This is a genomic window from Bacteroides caecicola (assembly GCF_023337095.1).
GTDB classification, from domain to species: Bacteria; Bacteroidota; Bacteroidia; order Bacteroidales; family Bacteroidaceae; genus Phocaeicola; species Phocaeicola gallinarum.
This window is the reverse complement of sequence record NZ_JAMBLM010000010.1, coordinates 101,676-119,638: the sequence shown is the minus strand read 5'-3', so window position 1 is coordinate 119,638 and position 17,963 is coordinate 101,676. Positions and strand designations below refer to the sequence as shown.

16 protein-coding genes are annotated in these 17,963 nt (G+C 46.4%); 9 read left to right on the top strand and 7 right to left on the bottom strand.

Going from position 1 to position 17,963, the window contains the following annotated elements:
- Positions 1 to 5: 5 nt before the first annotated feature.
- From M3085_RS10865 to M3085_RS10845, 5 genes are all read right to left on the bottom strand, one after another.
- The gene (locus tag M3085_RS10865; protein ID WP_249052995.1) at positions 6 to 1,106 is read right to left on the bottom strand and encodes a GDP-L-fucose synthase family protein; all 1,101 of its coding nucleotides are present in this window, start codon (positions 1,104 to 1,106) and stop codon (positions 6 to 8) included.
- Between the two features lie 42 nt (positions 1,107 to 1,148).
- The gene (gene gmd, locus M3085_RS10860) at positions 1,149 to 2,222 is read right to left on the bottom strand and encodes a GDP-mannose 4,6-dehydratase (RefSeq protein WP_178256210.1); all 1,074 of its coding nucleotides are present in this window, start codon (positions 2,220 to 2,222) and stop codon (positions 1,149 to 1,151) included.
- A 16-nt stretch (positions 2,223 to 2,238) separates the two neighbouring features.
- Positions 2,239 to 2,685, bottom strand: a complete 447-nt coding sequence (locus M3085_RS10855) for a lipocalin-like domain-containing protein (protein WP_178256209.1) — start codon at positions 2,683 to 2,685, stop codon at positions 2,239 to 2,241.
- Positions 2,686 to 2,705: 20 nt separating this feature from the next.
- Entirely contained in the window at positions 2,706 to 4,196 is a 1,491-nt protein-coding gene (locus tag M3085_RS10850) for a capsule assembly Wzi family protein (RefSeq protein WP_249052994.1), read from the bottom strand.
- A gap of 83 nt (positions 4,197 to 4,279) precedes the next feature.
- A complete protein-coding gene (locus tag M3085_RS10845) occupies positions 4,280 to 4,756 on the bottom strand; it encodes a DUF456 domain-containing protein (RefSeq protein WP_178256228.1) in 477 nt (158 codons plus the stop codon).
- Positions 4,757 to 5,035: 279 nt separating this feature from the next.
- On the opposite strand from M3085_RS10845, the gene ispE reads away from it, so the two are divergent.
- From ispE to M3085_RS10825, 4 genes are all read left to right on the top strand, one after another.
- Positions 5,036 to 5,860, top strand: a complete 825-nt coding sequence (gene ispE, locus M3085_RS10840; protein ID WP_178256207.1) for a 4-(cytidine 5'-diphospho)-2-C-methyl-D-erythritol kinase — start codon at positions 5,036 to 5,038, stop codon at positions 5,858 to 5,860.
- A 17-nt stretch (positions 5,861 to 5,877) separates the two neighbouring features.
- Positions 5,878 to 7,515 (top strand): RluA family pseudouridine synthase, encoded by a 1,638-nt coding sequence (locus tag M3085_RS10835; RefSeq protein WP_249052993.1) that lies wholly within the window; start codon positions 5,878 to 5,880, stop codon positions 7,513 to 7,515.
- A 95-nt stretch (positions 7,516 to 7,610) separates the two neighbouring features.
- Positions 7,611 to 9,173 carry a replicative DNA helicase gene (gene dnaB / locus M3085_RS10830; RefSeq protein WP_178256205.1) on the top strand — a complete coding sequence of 521 codons (1,563 nt, stop codon included), beginning with the start codon at positions 7,611 to 7,613 and terminating at the stop codon, positions 9,171 to 9,173.
- Positions 9,174 to 9,194: 21 nt separating this feature from the next.
- Complete coding sequence (locus M3085_RS10825; RefSeq protein ID WP_204498817.1) at positions 9,195 to 10,232, top strand: alcohol dehydrogenase; 1,038 nt, start codon at positions 9,195 to 9,197, stop codon at positions 10,230 to 10,232.
- Between the two features lie 51 nt (positions 10,233 to 10,283).
- Here M3085_RS10825 and M3085_RS10820 read toward each other — a convergent pair whose 3' ends face one another.
- Together M3085_RS10820 and M3085_RS10815 are read right to left on the bottom strand one after the other, a co-directional pair.
- Positions 10,284 to 10,793, bottom strand: coding sequence for a hypothetical protein (locus M3085_RS10820; RefSeq protein WP_249052992.1), 510 nt, complete (start codon positions 10,791 to 10,793; stop codon positions 10,284 to 10,286).
- Between the two features lie 388 nt (positions 10,794 to 11,181).
- Entirely contained in the window at positions 11,182 to 11,997 is an 816-nt protein-coding gene (locus tag M3085_RS10815; protein ID WP_249052991.1) for a carboxymuconolactone decarboxylase family protein, read from the bottom strand.
- A 249-nt stretch (positions 11,998 to 12,246) separates the two neighbouring features.
- Between M3085_RS10815 and pheT the strand changes: the two genes are divergently transcribed.
- The 5 genes from pheT (at position 12,247) to M3085_RS10790 (ending at position 17,856) form a co-directional block, all read left to right on the top strand.
- Complete coding sequence (gene pheT / locus M3085_RS10810; protein WP_249052990.1) at positions 12,247 to 14,709, top strand: phenylalanine--tRNA ligase subunit beta; 2,463 nt, start codon at positions 12,247 to 12,249, stop codon at positions 14,707 to 14,709.
- Positions 14,710 to 14,746: 37 nt separating this feature from the next.
- Entirely contained in the window at positions 14,747 to 15,481 is a 735-nt protein-coding gene (locus M3085_RS10805) for a YebC/PmpR family DNA-binding transcriptional regulator (protein WP_178256201.1), read from the top strand.
- Between the two features lie 112 nt (positions 15,482 to 15,593).
- A complete protein-coding gene (locus M3085_RS10800; protein ID WP_178256200.1) occupies positions 15,594 to 15,839 on the top strand; it encodes a TIGR03905 family TSCPD domain-containing protein in 246 nt (81 codons plus the stop codon).
- Positions 15,836 to 16,405 carry a flavodoxin family protein gene (locus M3085_RS10795; RefSeq protein ID WP_249052989.1) on the top strand — a complete coding sequence of 190 codons (570 nt, stop codon included), beginning with the start codon at positions 15,836 to 15,838 and terminating at the stop codon, positions 16,403 to 16,405. Before M3085_RS10800 ends, M3085_RS10795 begins: the two co-directional genes overlap by 4 nt.
- An 11-nt stretch (positions 16,406 to 16,416) precedes the next feature.
- Positions 16,417 to 17,856, top strand: a complete 1,440-nt coding sequence (locus tag M3085_RS10790; RefSeq protein WP_249052988.1) for a DUF1186 domain-containing protein — start codon at positions 16,417 to 16,419, stop codon at positions 17,854 to 17,856.
- Positions 17,857 to 17,963 lie beyond the last annotated feature (107 nt).

Sequence of the window (17,963 nt, the reverse complement as noted above, 5' to 3'; positions counted from 1 at the left end):
AAAAGTCAGATTGTCTGATGATTGATACAAATACCTTTCAGATACCACTCATACAAGCGATGAATCCCCTCGTCGATTTCTATTTTATGATGCCATCCCAGCTCGTGCAGCTTGGTTACGTCGGTGAGCTTGCGCAGGGTTCCGTCGGGTTTCGAAGCATCCCAGCGTAACTCTCCTTTGAATCCGATCTCCTTTACTATTTTTTCTGCCAGCTCGCGGATGCTCAGTTCCTTGCCTGTTCCTACGTTGATGTGACAGTTTCGTATCTCGCGTTCACCTTCTTTGTAAGTGTCTTTGAAATCCACGTTCAGCAATACGTGTACGCTTGCGTCTGCCATCTCCTCGCTCCAAAGGAATTCGCGCAAGGGTTTTCCCGTGCCCCACAGCGTAACGGCGTAGGGCGCAATGCCGAATCGGGCAAGTTTTTCAAGAATCTCGGCCTCTGTATTGCTTCCGTTTACTCCCTCTACCGGACGCAGGTCGATGTCTTTGCGCACTGCCTCCCAGTTACCTTCGTTCAAGCATTTGGCAAGATAGATTTTGCGTATCATGGCAGGGAGCACATGGCTGTTTTCCAGATGGAAATTGTCATTCGGCCCGTACAGATTGGTAGGCATGACCGCAATATAGTTCGTACCATATTGCAGGTTAAAGCTCTCACACATCTTCAGTCCGGCTATCTTGGCGATGGCGTAAGGCTCGTTGGTATATTCCAGCGGGGAAGTAAGAAGCACATCTTCACGCATCGGCTGGGTAGCCTCACGCGGATAAATACACGTGCTTCCGAGGAAAAGCAGCTTTTTAACGCCGTGGCGGAAACTTTCCCCGATGACGTTTTGCTGGATTTGCAGGTTTTGGTAAATGAAATCTGCACGGTATTGCAGGTTGGCCATGATGCCTCCCACGTGTGCAGCAGCCAGTACCACGGCTTCGGGTTGTTCCGCATCGAAAAAGGCGCGTACGGCAACGGGGTCGAGCAAATCAAGCTCTTTGTGCGAGCGGCCCACCAAATTGTCGTATCCTCTCTGTTTGAGGTTGTTCCAAATGGCAGAACCCACCAATCCATGATGTCCTGCCACATATATTTTTGTCGATTTGCTTAGCATGATAATCGTATTTTCGTGATAATAGGGACTGTGTTCTTCGGCTTAATTCATCTTGGCATGTAGTTTCTTTACAAACGCCATGTCGTGTTCTACCATGATTTTAACCAAGTCGGCGAACGATGTTTTGGTCGGATTCCATCCCAAGAGCGTTTTGGCTTTGGTAGGGTCGCCCAACAACTGTTCTACTTCGCACGGACGGAAATACTTGGGATCTACTTCCACCAATATGCGTCCGGTTGCCGTATCAATGCCTTTCTCGTTTACGCCTTCTCCTTCCCATTTAAGTTCGATACCCAAATAATGGAAAGCCAATGTGCAAAACTCGCGTACCGTATGCATTTCCCCGGTTGCGATAACGAAATCTTCCGGTGTGTCGTGTTGCAGGATGAGCCACATACATTCCACATAATCTTTGGCATATCCCCAGTCGCGTTGTGCGTTCAGGTTTCCCAGATACAACTTGTCCTGATAGCCCTGCTTGATGCGTGCCGCTGCCAGCGTGATTTTTCGCGTTACGAACGTCTCTCCCCGGCGTTCACTTTCGTGGTTAAACAGAATACCGTTTACTGCAAACATGCCATAGCTTTCACGGTAGTTCTTTGTAATCCAGAAGCCGTATTGCTTAGCCACTCCGTAGGGTGAGCGCGGATAAAACGGCGTTGTTTCTTTTTGCGGGATTTCCTGCACTTTGCCAAACAGTTCGGATGTAGAAGCTTGATAGATTCTGCATGTTTTCTCCAGTCCGCAGATACGCACAGCCTCCAGCAGTCTTAGCGTACCTACCGCGTCGGTTTCTGCTGTATATTCAGGAACGTCGAACGATACTTTTACGTGGCTTTGGGCAGCCAGATTATAGATTTCGGTAGGCTGGGTTTCCCGGATGATGCGGATTAACGAGCTTGAGTCGGTCATATCCCCCCAATGTAAATTTACCAGTCGGCTTCGTTTCATGTCGCGCACCCACTCATCTAAGTATAAATGTTCGATGCGTCCGGTGTTGAATGAAGAAGACCGGCGCAGAATGCCGTGTACCTCATAGCCTTTTTCAATTAAAAATTCAGCCAGATAAGAGCCGTCTTGTCCGGTAATACCCGTGATTAAAGCTATCTTTTTCATATAACAATGTAGTATTTTAGAATCTTCTTAATGTTAGTGTTGCGTAATCAGACCGGATAACCAAGTTTTTTCCATCGGCTTTTATCACCTCAAATTCCGTGTTGGCAGAGTTAAGTCCATAGCCATTCAGCATATCGGTGTCGGGCGTGGAAAAATCTCCGGTGCCTCCGCTTTGGTAGTATAATTGGTTTATCGTAATCCGGTTCAGAGCTTCGTCATACCGATATAATCCTTTGAGGGTAGGCAAGCCTAACGAACCGCCTTTTTCTGAAAGCTCGGCTATCTGGAGCTGGATGCTGTAATAAATGCGTTCGCAAGGATGCACTTTCTCATCGCTCGTTGTAGTAAATTCCGTCAGTTGCCAAAAACCTTCAATGTCTCTGTTTATCGGCTCTTTCTTGCAACTGCTTAGGATGAATAGGGTAGTTATGAATAAAATGAATCCGATATGTTTCGTTTTCATGACTCTTGTATTCTTTTAAATTAAAATATTACGCCTGTTTTCTTGATGGTAAGCATTCCCCCCGTAGAGTTTCCCAGATAATTTCCGCGGTCGATACCCAAAGCTACCGATGCGCTCCAGCCGTCTATCCATTTCGGGGTATAAGTAGCTTCGTAAAGCGAACTGAACTGCTTGCGCTGCTTGTCTAACGGATTGCCGTATGTTCCCCAATGGCGGGCAAACGAGATGAGTATCCGGTAGTTCCATTCATCGGAAGGATTTCCTCCTATGCCCAAATGATTTGCTCTTACGCGATTGCTTTTAAAAGAGATGCTTCCGTCTTTGTTATACAGAGGACCGTACAGCAAAGGATTTCCCATGCCCATGCCCATGTATTGCCACCCCCCGTACAGGTAGTGGTTATAATAATTGTCGCTCGCGCTTATCTGGTCGGTAGTAGATTCCCATCCGTGACTGCCGTCGTATAAGATAGGGCCCGACTGGTCTTTCGTACAGAGTCCTTCCCACACGATGCTGCTGACCCAGCGGTTTTTAGGCAGTGTGATTTCCAGTCCTATCTGTCCGTCTTTCCAGCGTCCGTACTCCCAAAACATTTGCGATTGGTCTTCAAAATAATGTTCCAGATAAGCCCTGAACCGCCAGTCGCCCACGTAGTAATTTAGTGCAAAGTTCCAGCTACCCAACATATTTCCTTCCACGTTGACCTGCTCTCCCAACGGAACATCACTGCCTCCCGTTTGAGGGAAGAATGCTTTCCAATAGGCTTTCAAATTGTTGGGCATGTCTAACACAAACTCATTCGAGCCGTCAGACAGTTTCCGGTAACGACTGCCTCCGAATTGCGTATCCATCAGGATGCCGAACTCAAATTCCAGCGGGAACTTTTCTTTATTTCCCAAGCGGAACATCAGCGATTTACTGTGGTAAAGTACGTTTTTTACGAAGTATTGTCCCGGAGCAACGAAATCTTCCTGCCAGTCGTTTTCGGCGAACGAGCCATAAGCGATGTGTCCCTTAAAAGCCAGCCAACCCTTAGTTCCGGGTATATTCAGATAATTTTTTATTTCTCCTCTCACTTGCGGAACAGATAGAGCGTTCATGCCTTCTACCATCATGCCGCTGCTCAGCGCCGCATTCTTTTCCAGCGGAAATCCCTGACGTTCTTTTCTACCGATACTTAATGTAAGCATTTTCCATGAAAAGTCGGCATATATTTGCTGGATGTGTACGTTCTTGGTGTGGTTGACAGAACCCGCCAAATCGAATCCCGCTTGTATTCGCCAGTCATACTTTAATGACTTGTCGTATGCTACGCCCGCCCGCAGGTATCCCGAATTAGGCTCTACGCTCGACAGTCCGTATCGGTTAGCGGTAAACCATAAAGGGGCATACGTTCCGTTTCCTGCTGTGGCTCCTAATTCTACGCTGTATGTAAAAGTAGAATCAGCTTGCTGTCCGTACAGTGTCGTACTTGTCAACAAGCCGATGAATAGTAAGAATCTAATCTTCATTGATTTTAGCTTTGATATTTTTTACAAAGGAAACAAGAATATTATTAACTTCCAAATTCGTTTTTGAGAAAGTGGCGGGATAATTACCAGATGGCTGTGAAAAACTGAACAAAGAAGTAGATACACAGGGCAACCTTGAGAACGGTTCCGAACAAGAAACCGAGTAAAGAACCTATCCCGGATTTTAAAGCCTGTTTCAAGTCCTTGTCGCCCAGCAGTTCGCCGATAACCGCCCCGAGGAACGGACCCAATACGATTCCCCACGGCAGGAAGAACAGTCCGGCTATGCCTCCCCAAAACGAGCCCCAGCTTCCCCATTTCGAACCTCCGCTGTATTTGCTGCCCAGCATGGGGATGATGTAATCAATCAGTTGTGAAACCGCAACCAGTCCTAACCAAACCAACAGTTCGGTGGTAGTAAACTGTACGCGGTCGGTAAAATGAAGCAACAATAATCCTACGTACGAAATCGGAGTACCCGGAAGTGCCGGAAGTATACACCCGCCCAATCCGATGAGCAAACATAAAGCGGAAAGAATGATAAGAACGATATCCATAATGTATGTTTTAGCCTTTCATTTTAATGGTATTCGGACGTGCTTTAAAACCCCAAAAAATTCTACCCGAAGAGTGATTCATTTCTATGGGTAGAACCGCATGGTTTATCCCATAGCGTAAGGCAAAACTAACGGTAGCGTTTTGCAGCACAAAATCGTGATAAAAGTACTTCTTATTCTGATATGTTTTACCGCAAGAAAACATTTTTTAACCGGATGCGTCTTTTTCTCGAAACTTTACTCTATCTTTGAGGCAATGAAAAACCGCTAACAATAATTATTATGATTACATTTCCAAACGCAAAAATAAACCTCGGACTGAACGTTGTAGAAAAACGTCCGGATGGCTACCATAATTTAGAAACTATATTTTACCCGATAAACTTGCAGGATGCGCTTGAAGTTAACCGCTTGAAAGATACTGACCGCAGTTTTAATCTGAAAGTGAGTGGAACGACCCTTGAAGGAACGCCGGAAGATAATCTGGTGATTAAGGCGTATAATTTGTTGGGCAAAGATTATCAGCTTGCCCCGGTAGACATTCATCTGTTCAAACACATCCCGACGGGGGCAGGACTGGGAGGCGGCTCGGCAGACGGAGCGTTTATGATTAAACTGTTGAACGAAAAATTCAGTTTGCATTTAACCACAGAGCAAATGGAGATTTATGCGGCGCAATTAGGTGCCGACTGTGCATTCTTCATCCGTAACACCCCGGTATTTGCAACCGGTATCGGAAATATATTCGAGCCTGTCGAACTTTCTTTGAAAGGTTATCATATCGTACTGGTGAAGCCTGATACTTCTGTGTCTACGGGCGAAGCGTATGCCCATATCAAGCCTGCACGTCCGGCAATGTCGCTGAAAGAAATTGTAAAACAACCGATTGAAACATGGAAAGGAATCATGAAGAATGACTTTGAAGACAGCGTATTCCCCGAACATCCGGAGATAGCTGCCATTAAAGACAAGTTGTACGATTTGGGTGCACTGTATGCTTCCATGACAGGTTCCGGTTCTTCGGTGTTCGGCATCTTCCGTGAGCCGATAGCCAACGTAGATGAAAAGTTCGGCGAATGTTTTTGCCGCCAACGTGTGTTGGAGTAAAAACGGAATAGGTCTGTATGCAATTAAACGAAACCGAAAAGATTCATTATTTTACGTCGGTAGAAGGTATTACTCTGCCCGCACTGTTTACTTACCCGTTTCACTATACGCCCCATCCGCTGACGGAAAAGGCGGCACTCGAAGTGCAGCAATACCTGCGTACCCGTACCGATTGGGCGGACGAACTGAACGCCGGAAAGATGTTCGGGGTACTGATAGTCCGTACTTCGCAAGGACGCATCGGCTATCTGGCTGCTTTTTCCGGCAATCTGGCTGGGAGCAATAACCATGCTTTTTTTGTCCCTCCGGTGTACGATTTGCTCCGTCCCGACGGCTTTTTCAAACAAGAGGAAGCTGTCATATCGCGGCTCAATCACCGGATTAAAGAATTGGAAGAAAGCGACAGTTATCACCTGTTGAGGCTGAAGCAAGCCGATTCCGCCCGCCTGATGGAAGAACGTTTGTCTGCCGCACGTCAGGCTCTGAAAGAAGCCAAAAAGCAACGTGAGGAACGGCGAAAGAAAGGGATAGACGAGGAAGAAGAAGCCGCACTTATCCGCGAAAGCCAGTTTCAGAAGGCAGAGTACAAGCGGCTGGAACGGCTGTTGAAAGCGGAATTGGCAGAACAAGTGCGCCAGACGGAAGTGTTTGAGATGCAGATTCATCAACTGAAACAAGACAGAAAGTCCCGCTCCGCTGCCCTTCAGCAGAAACTGTTCGGAAAGTTCCGTATGCTGAACGCACGGGGCGAAGCGAAAGACCTCTGCGAACTGTTCCGCGACACGCCGCAAGGCATTCCTCCTGCGGGAGCAGGCGAATGCGCACTGCCCAAACTCCTGCAATACGCTTACCTTCATTCGTTACAGCCTTTGGCGATGGGCGAATTCTGGTGGGGGATGTCTCCTAAAAACGAACTGCGCAGACAGGGCGCGTTTTATCCCTCCTGCACAAGTAAATGCCGACCCATATTGCGTCACATGCTGGTAGGGCTGGAGGTGGAAAACAATCCTTTGGAAGAAGACATACACCGCGATACGGAATTGGCCATCGTGTATGAAGACGACTACTTGGTAGTAGTGGATAAGCCGGCAGGAATGCTTTCCGTTCCCGGCAAAAACGATTTGGATTCGGTGAGCCGGCGTTTGCGTCGGTTGTATCCGTCCGCCACCGGAACACTGGTAGTCCACCGCTTGGATATGGCAACGTCGGGTTTGCTGCTTGCTGCCAAAAACCTCGAAGTGCAACGTCAGTTGCAAGCATTGTTCGAAACGCGGGCGGTGAAGAAACGTTATACCGCACTGCTGGAAGGTGAACCTTTGCGTAACGAGGGGATTATCTCACTTCCGCTTATTCCCGATTTGTCTGACCGTCCCCGCCAAAGGGTAGATTACGAGCACGGAAAACCTGCCGTAACCCGTTATCAGGTAATCGGGCGGAGAGGGCAAAATGCACTGGTGTCTTTTTATCCTGAAACCGGACGCACCCATCAGTTGCGTGTACATGCTGCACATCCGGAAGGACTGAACTGCCCGATTGTAGGCGATATGCTGTATGGCACGAAAGCCGACCGTATGTATCTTCACGCTGCCGAACTTGTTTTCATCCATCCCGTAAGCGGAAAAGAGATACGTATCGTCCGCGAAGCCGATTTTTAGTCGAAACATGCAGCCGGAGTACAAAATTTAAATAGGCTCGATAAGGGTTTCGCTTTTTTGTATTACTTTTGCTGCTTGTAATAAAAATAAGCGAAATGGCAGAAACGAGAAGAACAACACGTGTCCCTAAGACTACAAAGACCAAACAAGTGGATGAGTACGGGCATCTGCAACCGCAAGCTCCCGAACTGGAAGAGGCGGTGCTGGGTGCATTGATGATTGAAAAAGACGCATATTCGCTGGTGAGTGAGATTCTCCGCCCGGAGTCTTTTTACGAACATAAGAACCAGTTGATTTATGCGGCGATAACCGATTTGGCTGTTCAGCAAAAACCGATAGACATATTGACGGTAACCGAACAGCTTCGTACGCGAGGTGATTTGGAGGAAGTAGGAGGACCGTTTTATATCACCCAACTTAGCGGCAAGGTGGCTTCGTCTGCCCATATCGAATACCATGCCCGGATTATTGCACAGAAGTTTCTGGCTCGCGAGCTGATTTCGTTTACCAGTGCCATTCAGACGAAAGCCTTCGATGCTACGCAGGATGTTGACGACCTGATGCAGGAAGCGGAAGGCAAGTTGTTCGAGATTTCCCAGCAGAACATGAAGAAAGATTATACGCAGATTAACCCCGTGATACAGGCTGCGTATGAGATGTTGCAGAAGGCAGCCGCCCGTACCGACGGATTGAGCGGACTGTCGAGCGGTTTCCATCAGTTGGATAAAATGACTTCCGGCTGGCAGAATTCCGACTTAATCATCATCGCTGCCCGTCCGGCGATGGGAAAAACGGCGTTCGTGCTTTCGATGGCAAAGAATATGGCGGTAAACAATCGCGTTCCGGTGGCACTGTTCTCGCTTGAAATGAGTAACGTCCAACTGGTAAACCGTCTGATAGTAAACGTATGCGAGATTCCGGGTGAAAAGATAAAAAGCGGTCAGTTAGCGCCTTACGAATGGGGGCAGCTCGACTACAAAATAAAAGAACTATACGATGCGCCCCTTTACGTAGACGATACGCCTTCATTGTCTGTATTCGAACTGCGAACCAAAGCTCGCCGTCTGGTGCGTGAGCATGGAGTGAAGATTATCATCATCGACTACCTTCAGTTGATGAACGCCAGCGGTATGTCGTTCGGCAGTCGGCAGGAAGAGGTCAGTACCATATCGCGTTCGCTGAAAGGACTGGCAAAAGAGTTGGACATCCCGATAGTGGCATTGAGCCAGTTGAACCGTGGCGTAGAGAACCGCGAAGGTATTGACGGAAAACGCCCGCAGTTGAGCGACCTCCGTGAGTCGGGAGCCATCGAGCAAGATGCCGATATGGTTTGCTTTATCCACCGTCCCGAATATTATAAGATTTATACCGACGAAAAGGGGAACGACCTTCACGGCATGGCGGAAATCATCATCGCCAAGCATCGTAACGGTGCGGTAGGCGACGTGTTGCTCCGATTCCGTGCCGAGTATGCCCGTTTCCAGAACCCCGATGACGATATGATAGTTCCGATGCCGGGCGAAGAGGCTTCAGCGCCTGTATTACGTTCGAGGATGAACAGCGGAGGCGGACAAGACTTTGTCCCGCCACCACCGGCGGATATGGCTCCTCAGCCTGAAAATCCGTTTGGCGCACCGGTACCGGATGTCCCTTTCTGATTAGAGTAAAATAAAATAGTTATGTTAGCCTATACTTATGTAAAGCGCGGAAAGTTCGAGTTGCTTGATAAACCCGTTCCGCAACTGATAGATTCGCAAGACGCGATAGTGCGTGTTACGTTGGGCAGTATTTGTACCAGCGACTTACACATCAAGCATGGAAGTGTTCCGCGTGCCGTACCCGGAATCACGGTTGGACACGAGATGGTAGGCGTGGTAGAGCAGGTAGGAGCGGATGTTACTTCGGTTCGTCCCGGCGACCGTGTGACTGTAAACGTGGAAACCTTTTGCGGAGAATGCTTTTTCTGTCGCCACGGCTATGTGAATAATTGTACTTTGCCCGACGGAGGCTGGGCATTGGGTTGCCGAATCGACGGCGGACAGGCTGAATACGTCAGAGTGCCGTATGCTAATCAGGGCTTGAACCGCATCCCGGATTCGGTGACCGATGAGCAGGCACTGTTCGTAGGCGATGTACTTGCTACCGGCTATTGGGCAGCAGACATTTCAGATATAACGGCAGCAGACACGGTATTGATTATCGGTGCAGGGCCTACGGGAATCTGTACCCTGCTGTGTGTGATGCTGAAACATCCCCGCCGCATCATTGTGTGCGAGAAGTCGCCCGAACGGATTCGTTTCGTTCGCGAGCATTATCCCAACGTCTTGGTGGTAACACCGGAAGAATGCAAGTCATTTGTAGAAGCAAACAGCAATCATGGCGGAGCAGACCGCGTGCTGGAAGTGGCGGGAACGGACGAAACCTTCCGTCTGGCGTGGGAATGTGCCCGCCCCAATGCCATCGTAACCATTGTTGCACTCTACGACCATCCGCAACAGCTTCCCCTTCCGGACATGTACGGAAAGAACCTTGTCTTTAAAACCGGAGGGGTAGACGGTTGCCGTTGCGATGAGATACTTCGTCTGATAGCGGCAGGAAAGATTGATACCCGTCCGCTCATCACCCACCGCTTTCCTTTGAACCGGATAGAAGAAGCCTATCGAATCTTTGAAAACAAACTCGACGGAGTGATTAAGATAGCAGTAACTGCGCCTTAACGTTTCGCGGGTAGAAAGATAGCTGAGGAGGAGGCTTCGGTACGGATAACTCTATTTGACAATCCGGATCGGGGCTTCCGTCTCCACTCCGTTCAGCCAGAAAGTATTTTCCGATTGCGGTTCATGGTTTTCCCACCAGAACCTGCGGCTGAATGTGATGGTATCTCGTTTGCTCCCGTCATTCCAATCCAATACAAGGGTTTCCCGCTCAAAATTAGTCTCTCCATTAAAGTCACCGAAACTCAATCCGTAAGTGTCGTTATACTCAAACGAGGCCAATCCGTAGAAGAAAGCAAGAATGGCCCTTGAATTACCGGCCACGGTCGAATCTTTTTCATACGTATTTCCCCGGAAGATAGCCTTGATACCATTGTCGGCAATGGAGTTTTCTGTTTCCGGATTCAACAAATCATTTCCCTGTTTGTCCGTTACGTAGATATTGATAGCGAACGGATAAATATCCCATATTGTATCCGGATCGGGACCGTCGCCGTCATCGCAACCTGTGAATCCCATAGCGGCACATAATAAGGACAGCATAAAAACTTTTTTGAACTTCATAGCTTCTTGGTCTTTGGTTGTGTCAAATGTAAGTATTTCTTCTTTAATAATCAAATGATTCTATCAGATATTCTGGGGCAATGGGATGTATTTCAATATCTATCTGGAAAAACTTAGGGTGATTGTCGCTACTTGGTGGTGCGTGAATTGTTAAATCTTTTATAGCCTGTTTTTCTTGTACTTAGCTTCATTCCGATTCCTGAAAAAACGCTACCCGTAGAACGGGTGTGTTCTACGGGTAGAAATGGTAAACGCTACCGCTTGAAATGGGTGATGCTAACGGTAGCGTTTTTACGCGGAGTTTGTCAGACTGATTTTCGGTTCATCCGGATAAAAACAGTCCGGCGCAAGTGTATCGAAAAGACTTGTATCCGGGCTGTCCTTTTTGTTAAAGTTTTTTATACTCTTCGTCGGTTACAGGCTCCAGCCATTCGTTGGAAGCATTCTCGCCCGGAATTTCGAAAGCGAGGTGAGCAAACCAACTGTCGGCTGCTGCCCCGTGCCAGTGTTTCACGTTGGCGGGGATGTGGATAACATCGCCCGGAAGCATCTGTACGGCAGGCTTTCCTTCTTCCTGATACCAACCCTTACCGGCTACGCATACCAGCATCTGACCTCCGCCTTTCGTGGCGTGATGGATGTGCCAGTTATTGCGGCAGCCCGGCTCGAAAGTAACGTTGGCAAACGGAATCTGTTCGCTCGATACGCGGGCAAGGTAACTGTTCCCGATGAAATATTGAGCGTATGCCGTGTTCGGTTCGCCGATGGGGAATATCATTTCGCGCTGGAAAGCAGCCTTTCCGTTATCTCCCGCGGCATCGTCTGCCCACACATCTTTAGCCAAGCGGAAAGCCCCCCATGCGTTAGGCCATCCGGCATAGAACGCGATGTGAGTCAATATCTCCGAAATCTCCGTGCGCGTAACGCCGTTCTGTTTTGCGAATTGCAAATGATGGGTCAGCGACGAATCAATAATTCCCTTTCCTATGAGGGTTGCGATGGTTACCATGCTGCGGTCGTGCGGACTCAGCCCCGGACGGTTCCATACTTCTCCAAATAATACATCATCATTCAGTTCGGCAAATTTAGGTGCGAACTCTCCCAACTGCACGTGTCCGGCAGTTTGTGTGATTTTTTCTTGTGCCATAATTCCTTGAATGTTAGTCATTGCTAAAATCAACAATAAAAATAATGTTTTTTTCATCTGTCTGTTCTTTTGGTTTTGTCACAAATGTAGCCGGTTTTCGGCAGATGGGATGTAGATATATTACAGATGTTTGTGTACGTTTTACAGATGTCGCTTCCGTGTGTCTGACGTTTCGCCCACATTTGTTTTATTTCACGCAGTTTGCCCGGCAAGTTTCACGAAAAACCTTTTTCCTTTCTCTTATATCCCAAATATTTATATTAACTTTGCGCATCATTCAGTAGAAATACATAAAAATATACATATATGAATATCTCTTATAATTGGCTGAAAGAGTATGTCAATTTTGATTTGACACCTGAAGAAACAGCAGCCGCACTTACTTCCATCGGTTTGGAAACAGGAAGCGTGGAAGAAGTTCAATCTATTAAAGGAGGTTTGGAAGGACTTGTGATTGGTAAAGTGCTGACGTGTGAACCTCACCCGAATTCAGACCACATGCACATTACTACCGTCGACTTGGGGCAGGGAGAGCCTGTACAGATAGTCTGCGGCGCGGCAAATGTGGCTGCGGGACAGAAAGTGGTAGTGGCTACGCTGGGCACGAAACTGTATGACGGTGATGAATGTTTTACGATTAAGAAATCAAAACTCCGGGGAGTAGAATCGAACGGAATGATTTGTGCAGAAGACGAAATCGGCGTGGGTACGAGTCACGAGGGGATTATCGTACTGCCGGACGATGTGACACCGGGTACGCTGGCGAAAGATTATTACAACATCAAGAGCGATTATGTACTGGAGGTAGACATCACACCGAACCGTGCAGATGCCTGTTCGCATTACGGAGTGGCGCGCGACTTATACGCTTGGCTTATCCAGAACGGCCGTCAGGCAGAACTGAAACGCCCTTCGGTAGATGCTTTCAAGGTGGATAATCACGACATGGACATCGACGTGGTGGTTGAAAATACGGAAGCATGTCCGCGCTATGCCGGAGTATCAATCAAGGGAGTAACGGTAAAAGAAAGTCCCGAATGGTTGCAAAACAAGTTGCGCCTTATCGGTGTGCGCCCCATTAATAATATTGTGGATATTACCAACTATATCCTTCACGCCTACGGTCAGCCGATGCACTGCTTCGATGCCGACAAGATTAAAGGCGGTAAAATCGTGGTAAGAACGTGTGAAGAAGGTACAAAATTCGTTACATTAGACGAAGTGGAACATAAATTGTCTGAACGCGATTTGATGATTTGCAACGCCGAAGAACCGATGTGTATCGGCGGTGTGTTCGGCGGATTGGATTCGGGTACTACCGAGGCAACGAAGGATGTATTCCTTGAAAGCGCATATTTCCATCCCACATGGGTGCGTAAAACGGCTCGCCGTCATGGCTTGAGCACAGATTCATCTTTCCGTTTCGAACGTGGTATCGACCCCAACGGCTGTATTTATGCTTTGAAAGAAGCAGCCTTGCTGGTGAAAGAACTTGCCGGAGGTGAAATCGCATCTGAAATAAAAGATAATTACCCCAACCCGATAGCCGACTTCGCGGTAGAACTTCCGTTTGAGTATGTGAACGGTTTGATAGGTAAGGAAATTCCGAAAGAAACGGTGAAAAGCATCGTGCGGAGTCTGGAAATGAAGATTGTAGAAGAAACAGAAAGCGGACTCTCATTGCTTGTTCCTCCTTATCGCGTTGACGTTCAGCGTCCGTGCGATGTAGTAGAAGACATTCTCCGTATCTATGGATATAATAATGTAGAGATTCCTACTACGTTGAAATCAAGTCTGAGCGTAAAGGGGGAAGTAGATAAGTCGGTAAAACTTCAGAACCTGGTATCCGAACAGTTGGTAGGTTGCGGGTTCAATGAAATATTGAATAACTCGCTGACAGCTGCTGCATACTATGAAGGTCTGGAGAGCTACAAACCGGAAAATCTGGTGAGACTGATGAACCCGTTGAGTAACGACCTGAATGTGATGCGTGCCACGTTGCTGTTTGGCGGACTTGAAAGTATCTGTCACAATGCCAATCGTAAAAATGCCGACCTGAAATTCTTCGAATTTGGTAACTGCTATCATTTCAATGCCGAAAAGAAGAATCCCGAAAAGGTATTGGCCGCTTACTCGGAAGAACTTCACATGGGACTTTGGGTTACCGGAAAACGTGTAAGTAACTCGTGGGCGCACGTGAATGAAGATTCTTCGGTATACGAATTGAAAGCATACGTGCTGAATATTTTCCGCCGTTTGGGAGTAAACTTCGGCGGACTGGTATTCGGAAACCTGACCAACGATATTTATTCGGTAGCCATTTCGGTTCATACGCGCGGTGGAAAACTTCTCGCCACGTTTGGTGTGGTAAGTAAGAAGATTCTGAAAGCATTCGACATTGATAACGAAGTTTATTATGCCGACCTGAACTGGAAGGAACTGATGAAAGCCATCAAGGGAAATGCGGTTTACTATAAGGAAATATCTAAATTCCCGGCTGTGAAACGCGATTTGGCATTGCTGATAGACAAAAACGTTCAGTTTGCCGAAATCGAAAAGATAGCCTACGAAACCGATAAGAAACTGTTGAAATCTGTTGAATTGTTCGACGTTTACGAAGGCAAAAACCTTGAAGCAGGCAAGAAGAGCTACGCAGTTAGCTTCATGCTGCAGGACGAAAACGCTACGCTGAACGACAAACAAATCGACAAGTTCATGCAAAAACTGATAACCAACCTGCAAAACAAGTTGGACGCAAAACTGAGATAAATATAATCAACAAGATAACTATTAAAACATAAATCCAATGGGAAGAGCGTTTGAATATAGAAAAGCTACTAAGTTGAAAAGATGGGGTCACATGGCAAAGACCTTTACACGTTTGGGTAAACAAATTGCAATAGCAGTGAAAGCCGGCGGACCGGAACCGGAAAACAATCCGACGCTGCGTTCGGTTATCGCAACCTGTAAGCGTGAAAACATGCCGAAGGATAACATCGAACGTGCCATCAAGAACGCAATGGGTAAAGACCAGAGCGAGTATAAAGGAATGACTTACGAAGGATACGGACCTCACGGTGTGGCTGTATTCGTAGATACATTGACTGATAACACAACACGTACCGTGGCAGATGTTCGTTCGGTATTCAACAAGTTCGGAGGCAACTTGGGTACTACGGGGTCATTGGCTTTCTTGTTCGACCACAAATGTGTATTTACCTTCAAGAAGAAAGAAGGAATCGACATGGAAGAACTGATTTTAGACCTGATTGACTACAACGTAGACGATGAATTCGACGAGGACACCGAAGAAGGAACAATCACTATTTACGGTGACCCGAAGAGTTATGCCGCTATTCAGAAACATTTGGAAGAATGTGGTTTCGAAGATGTAGGTGGTGAATTTACTTATATCCCCAACGACTTGAAAGATGTAACCGCAGAACAGCGCGAAACAATCAACAAGATGATTGAACGTTTAGAAGAATTTGATGACGTTCAAACGGTTTACACGAATATGAAGCCCGAAGGAGAGGAATAATCATCGTATTGAAATAATTATTCTCAGGCACGGATTTCGCGGATTCACACGGTTTCTTTTCAGAAAGATACGCTGTGAGGTGCGTAGTTCGTGCCTGATTTTTTATAAAACTATGAAGATAAATTATACTACTCAAGGAACGTGCAGCAAGAGCATTGAGGTGGAAGTTGAAAACGGTATAGTAAAGAATGTTTGTTTTACAGGCGGATGTAACGGAAACTTGCAGGGTATCGGAGCATTGGTAAAGGGTATGAAGGTAGATGAAGTGATAACCCGCCTTGAAGGAATCCGGTGCGGTTCTAAACTTACTTCGTGTCCCGATCAGCTCTGTAAGGCATTACATTCGTTAAAGGCATGAATATCCTGATACTGAACGGAAGTCCGCGCCGGAACGGTAATATAGCCCGCATGTTGAAGGCGATGCGCGAAGAAGCCGAGAGCCGTGGCATGAAGGTAACTTCAGTCTGCGTAGCCGATTTGCGCATAATGCCTTGTATGGGTTGCATGGTATGCCGTAAAAAGTTGGCTTGTGTTTTGCCGGACGATGATGCCCAACGGATGCTTGAATTGATACAGGGATGTGATGCATGGGTGATAGGTGCTCCCTGTTATTGGGGAAACATGCCCGGGCAACTGAAAGTGATGTTCGACCGCATTGTCTACGGCATGATGGGTGAAAGTCCGCGCGGAATCCCCATCCCTTTGCACAAGGGAAAGCGAGCCATATTAGTCAGCACTTGTACCACTCCGTTCCCCTTTAATATCCTTTTTAATCAGACGCGCGGCGTTATCAAAGCGTTAAAAGAAATCTTGAAGTGGAGCGGATTCAAGGTCATTTCCACCATCGAGGTAGGAGGCACAAAGCAACACGCCGTGAGCGATAAGGCATTGGAGCGTTGCCGCAAAGTTATCCGTAAACTATAATATGTCTATTTATGAAAAAAGCAAAACAACAAGCAAGCAAACAGTTGACTCCTGAACAGTATATCCGACAGAAAGCCCGTATGCTTCCAGTTGAAGATTGTTTCATGACTTCTGATTGGGAAAAAGTAGGAGAATCTATTGTGTTAGTAGTTCGTCGTCATGTGAAAGAAACTTATACCATAGGGGTATATTTGATTGATACGTTTTGTCTCGGATTGAAAGATTCGTATTATTATTTTAGTATAGATAAAATTGATTATGATAACCTTTTGGAAAGGTTCAGAAGAAACGAGTCTTTAGAAAAAATCTCTTATAATGAAGCTCACAATATGATATTCGGGGCAATAGCTTTTGCCGAAGAAGCAGGCATAACTCCTTCTAATTCATTTGAACTCACACAATATCTTTTGGAAGAAGATACAGAAGATGTTCCATTAATTGAATACGATTATGGTAAAAACGGTGAGCATTTCCTTTGTGCAAATAATCGTTTGGAATTGAATCGTTATCTGCCTTTGTTAGATAAGAATCTGGGTAAGGGGAATTATCATTATATAGTAAATGATGAGGATGCTGAATACAAAGATTCAATGGATTGGTTGGAGAATATGGAGAAAATGATGGAACGTACTGCTTCGATACCGGAAGAGAAATATTCTTATTGTCATCCTGAATATCCGGCGGTAATAAGGGTGAAAAACGATTGGCTGGTATCTTTGTTCTATGATCATAGAAACGCATGTAAGCTGTCCGAAGCAACTGTTCAGAAGATTTTGGCTTTGCCTCATGAAGAATTAAGAATAGATTTAGAACAGATTATACTGTATGAAACAGGATGTACTTGTGGTCAAATTTCCGAAAGCCAATGGAATACCGAATATGCTTCTGTGATCATTCACTGTTTGTTGTTGTTAGGTGCTTTGGGAGATGCGAGAAGTTTGCCTGTTGTTCTTGAAACGCTTTGTCAAAATGAAGATTATTATGACTATCATTTTGGTGACATCGCAGGTGAAATTTATACTTATGTTCTTTATCGGTTAGGAAAAGAACACCTTGATGAGCTGTTTGCTTATTTGCAGATACCGGGACTTTATTCGTATGCGCGTTACCATATCTTTCCTGCCGTGGCATTGATTCCTTTTTACCAGCCTGAACGCCGTGGCGAAGTGATTGATTGGTTTCGAAAAGTGCTTGTTTTTTATGCCGGCCGTTTGGAAAAGCAAGAGTGTTGCGATGGGATTCTTGTTGGATTGATGACTAAAGATTTGTTGGATTTGCAAGCGAAAGAATTGTTGCCCGAGTTGAAGGTTCTTTACGATACGGATTTGGTAGATACAGGATGTTGTGGAGAGTATTCGGAAATAGAAAAAGAAATGCTTCAAGGAGGAGATTCTGATTTTCGAGGTTCTGTCTTATTGGACATTAATGAAATCTATAAGAAGATAGGTTAATGATTGAATTATTATTGTAGGAATGTTCGCAGTTAACTTATGTAGGGGCGTATAGCATACGCCTGAAAACGTATTGTGGATAAATATTGTTTTTGTAATGTGTTGCT

What these genes read in the sequence shown, in the direction of transcription:
- M3085_RS10865 (WP_249052995.1), bottom strand. Translation starts at nt 1,106, where the DNA reads ATGCTAAGCAAATCGACAAAAATATATGTGGCAGGACATCATGGATTG.
- gmd (WP_178256210.1), bottom strand. Translation starts at nt 2,222, where the DNA reads ATGAAAAAGATAGCTTTAATCACGGGTATTACCGGACAAGACGGCTCT.
- M3085_RS10855 (WP_178256209.1), bottom strand. Translation starts at nt 2,685, where the DNA reads ATGAAAACGAAACATATCGGATTCATTTTATTCATAACTACCCTATTC.
- M3085_RS10850 (WP_249052994.1), bottom strand. Translation starts at nt 4,196, where the DNA reads ATGAAGATTAGATTCTTACTATTCATCGGCTTGTTGACAAGTACGACA.
- ispE (WP_178256207.1), top strand. Translation starts at nt 5,036, where the DNA reads ATGATTACATTTCCAAACGCAAAAATAAACCTCGGACTGAACGTTGTA.
- M3085_RS10835 (WP_249052993.1), top strand. Translation starts at nt 5,878, where the DNA reads ATGCAATTAAACGAAACCGAAAAGATTCATTATTTTACGTCGGTAGAA.
- dnaB (WP_178256205.1), top strand. Translation starts at nt 7,611, where the DNA reads ATGGCAGAAACGAGAAGAACAACACGTGTCCCTAAGACTACAAAGACC.
- M3085_RS10825 (WP_204498817.1), top strand. Translation starts at nt 9,195, where the DNA reads ATGTTAGCCTATACTTATGTAAAGCGCGGAAAGTTCGAGTTGCTTGAT.
- M3085_RS10820 (WP_249052992.1), bottom strand. Translation starts at nt 10,793, where the DNA reads ATGAAGTTCAAAAAAGTTTTTATGCTGTCCTTATTATGTGCCGCTATG.
- M3085_RS10815 (WP_249052991.1), bottom strand. Translation starts at nt 11,997, where the DNA reads ATGAAAAAAACATTATTTTTATTGTTGATTTTAGCAATGACTAACATT.
- pheT (WP_249052990.1), top strand. Translation starts at nt 12,247, where the DNA reads ATGAATATCTCTTATAATTGGCTGAAAGAGTATGTCAATTTTGATTTG.
- M3085_RS10805 (WP_178256201.1), top strand. Translation starts at nt 14,747, where the DNA reads ATGGGAAGAGCGTTTGAATATAGAAAAGCTACTAAGTTGAAAAGATGG.
- M3085_RS10800 (WP_178256200.1), top strand. Translation starts at nt 15,594, where the DNA reads ATGAAGATAAATTATACTACTCAAGGAACGTGCAGCAAGAGCATTGAG.
- M3085_RS10795 (WP_249052989.1), top strand. Translation starts at nt 15,836, where the DNA reads ATGAATATCCTGATACTGAACGGAAGTCCGCGCCGGAACGGTAATATA.
- M3085_RS10790 (WP_249052988.1), top strand. Translation starts at nt 16,417, where the DNA reads ATGAAAAAAGCAAAACAACAAGCAAGCAAACAGTTGACTCCTGAACAG.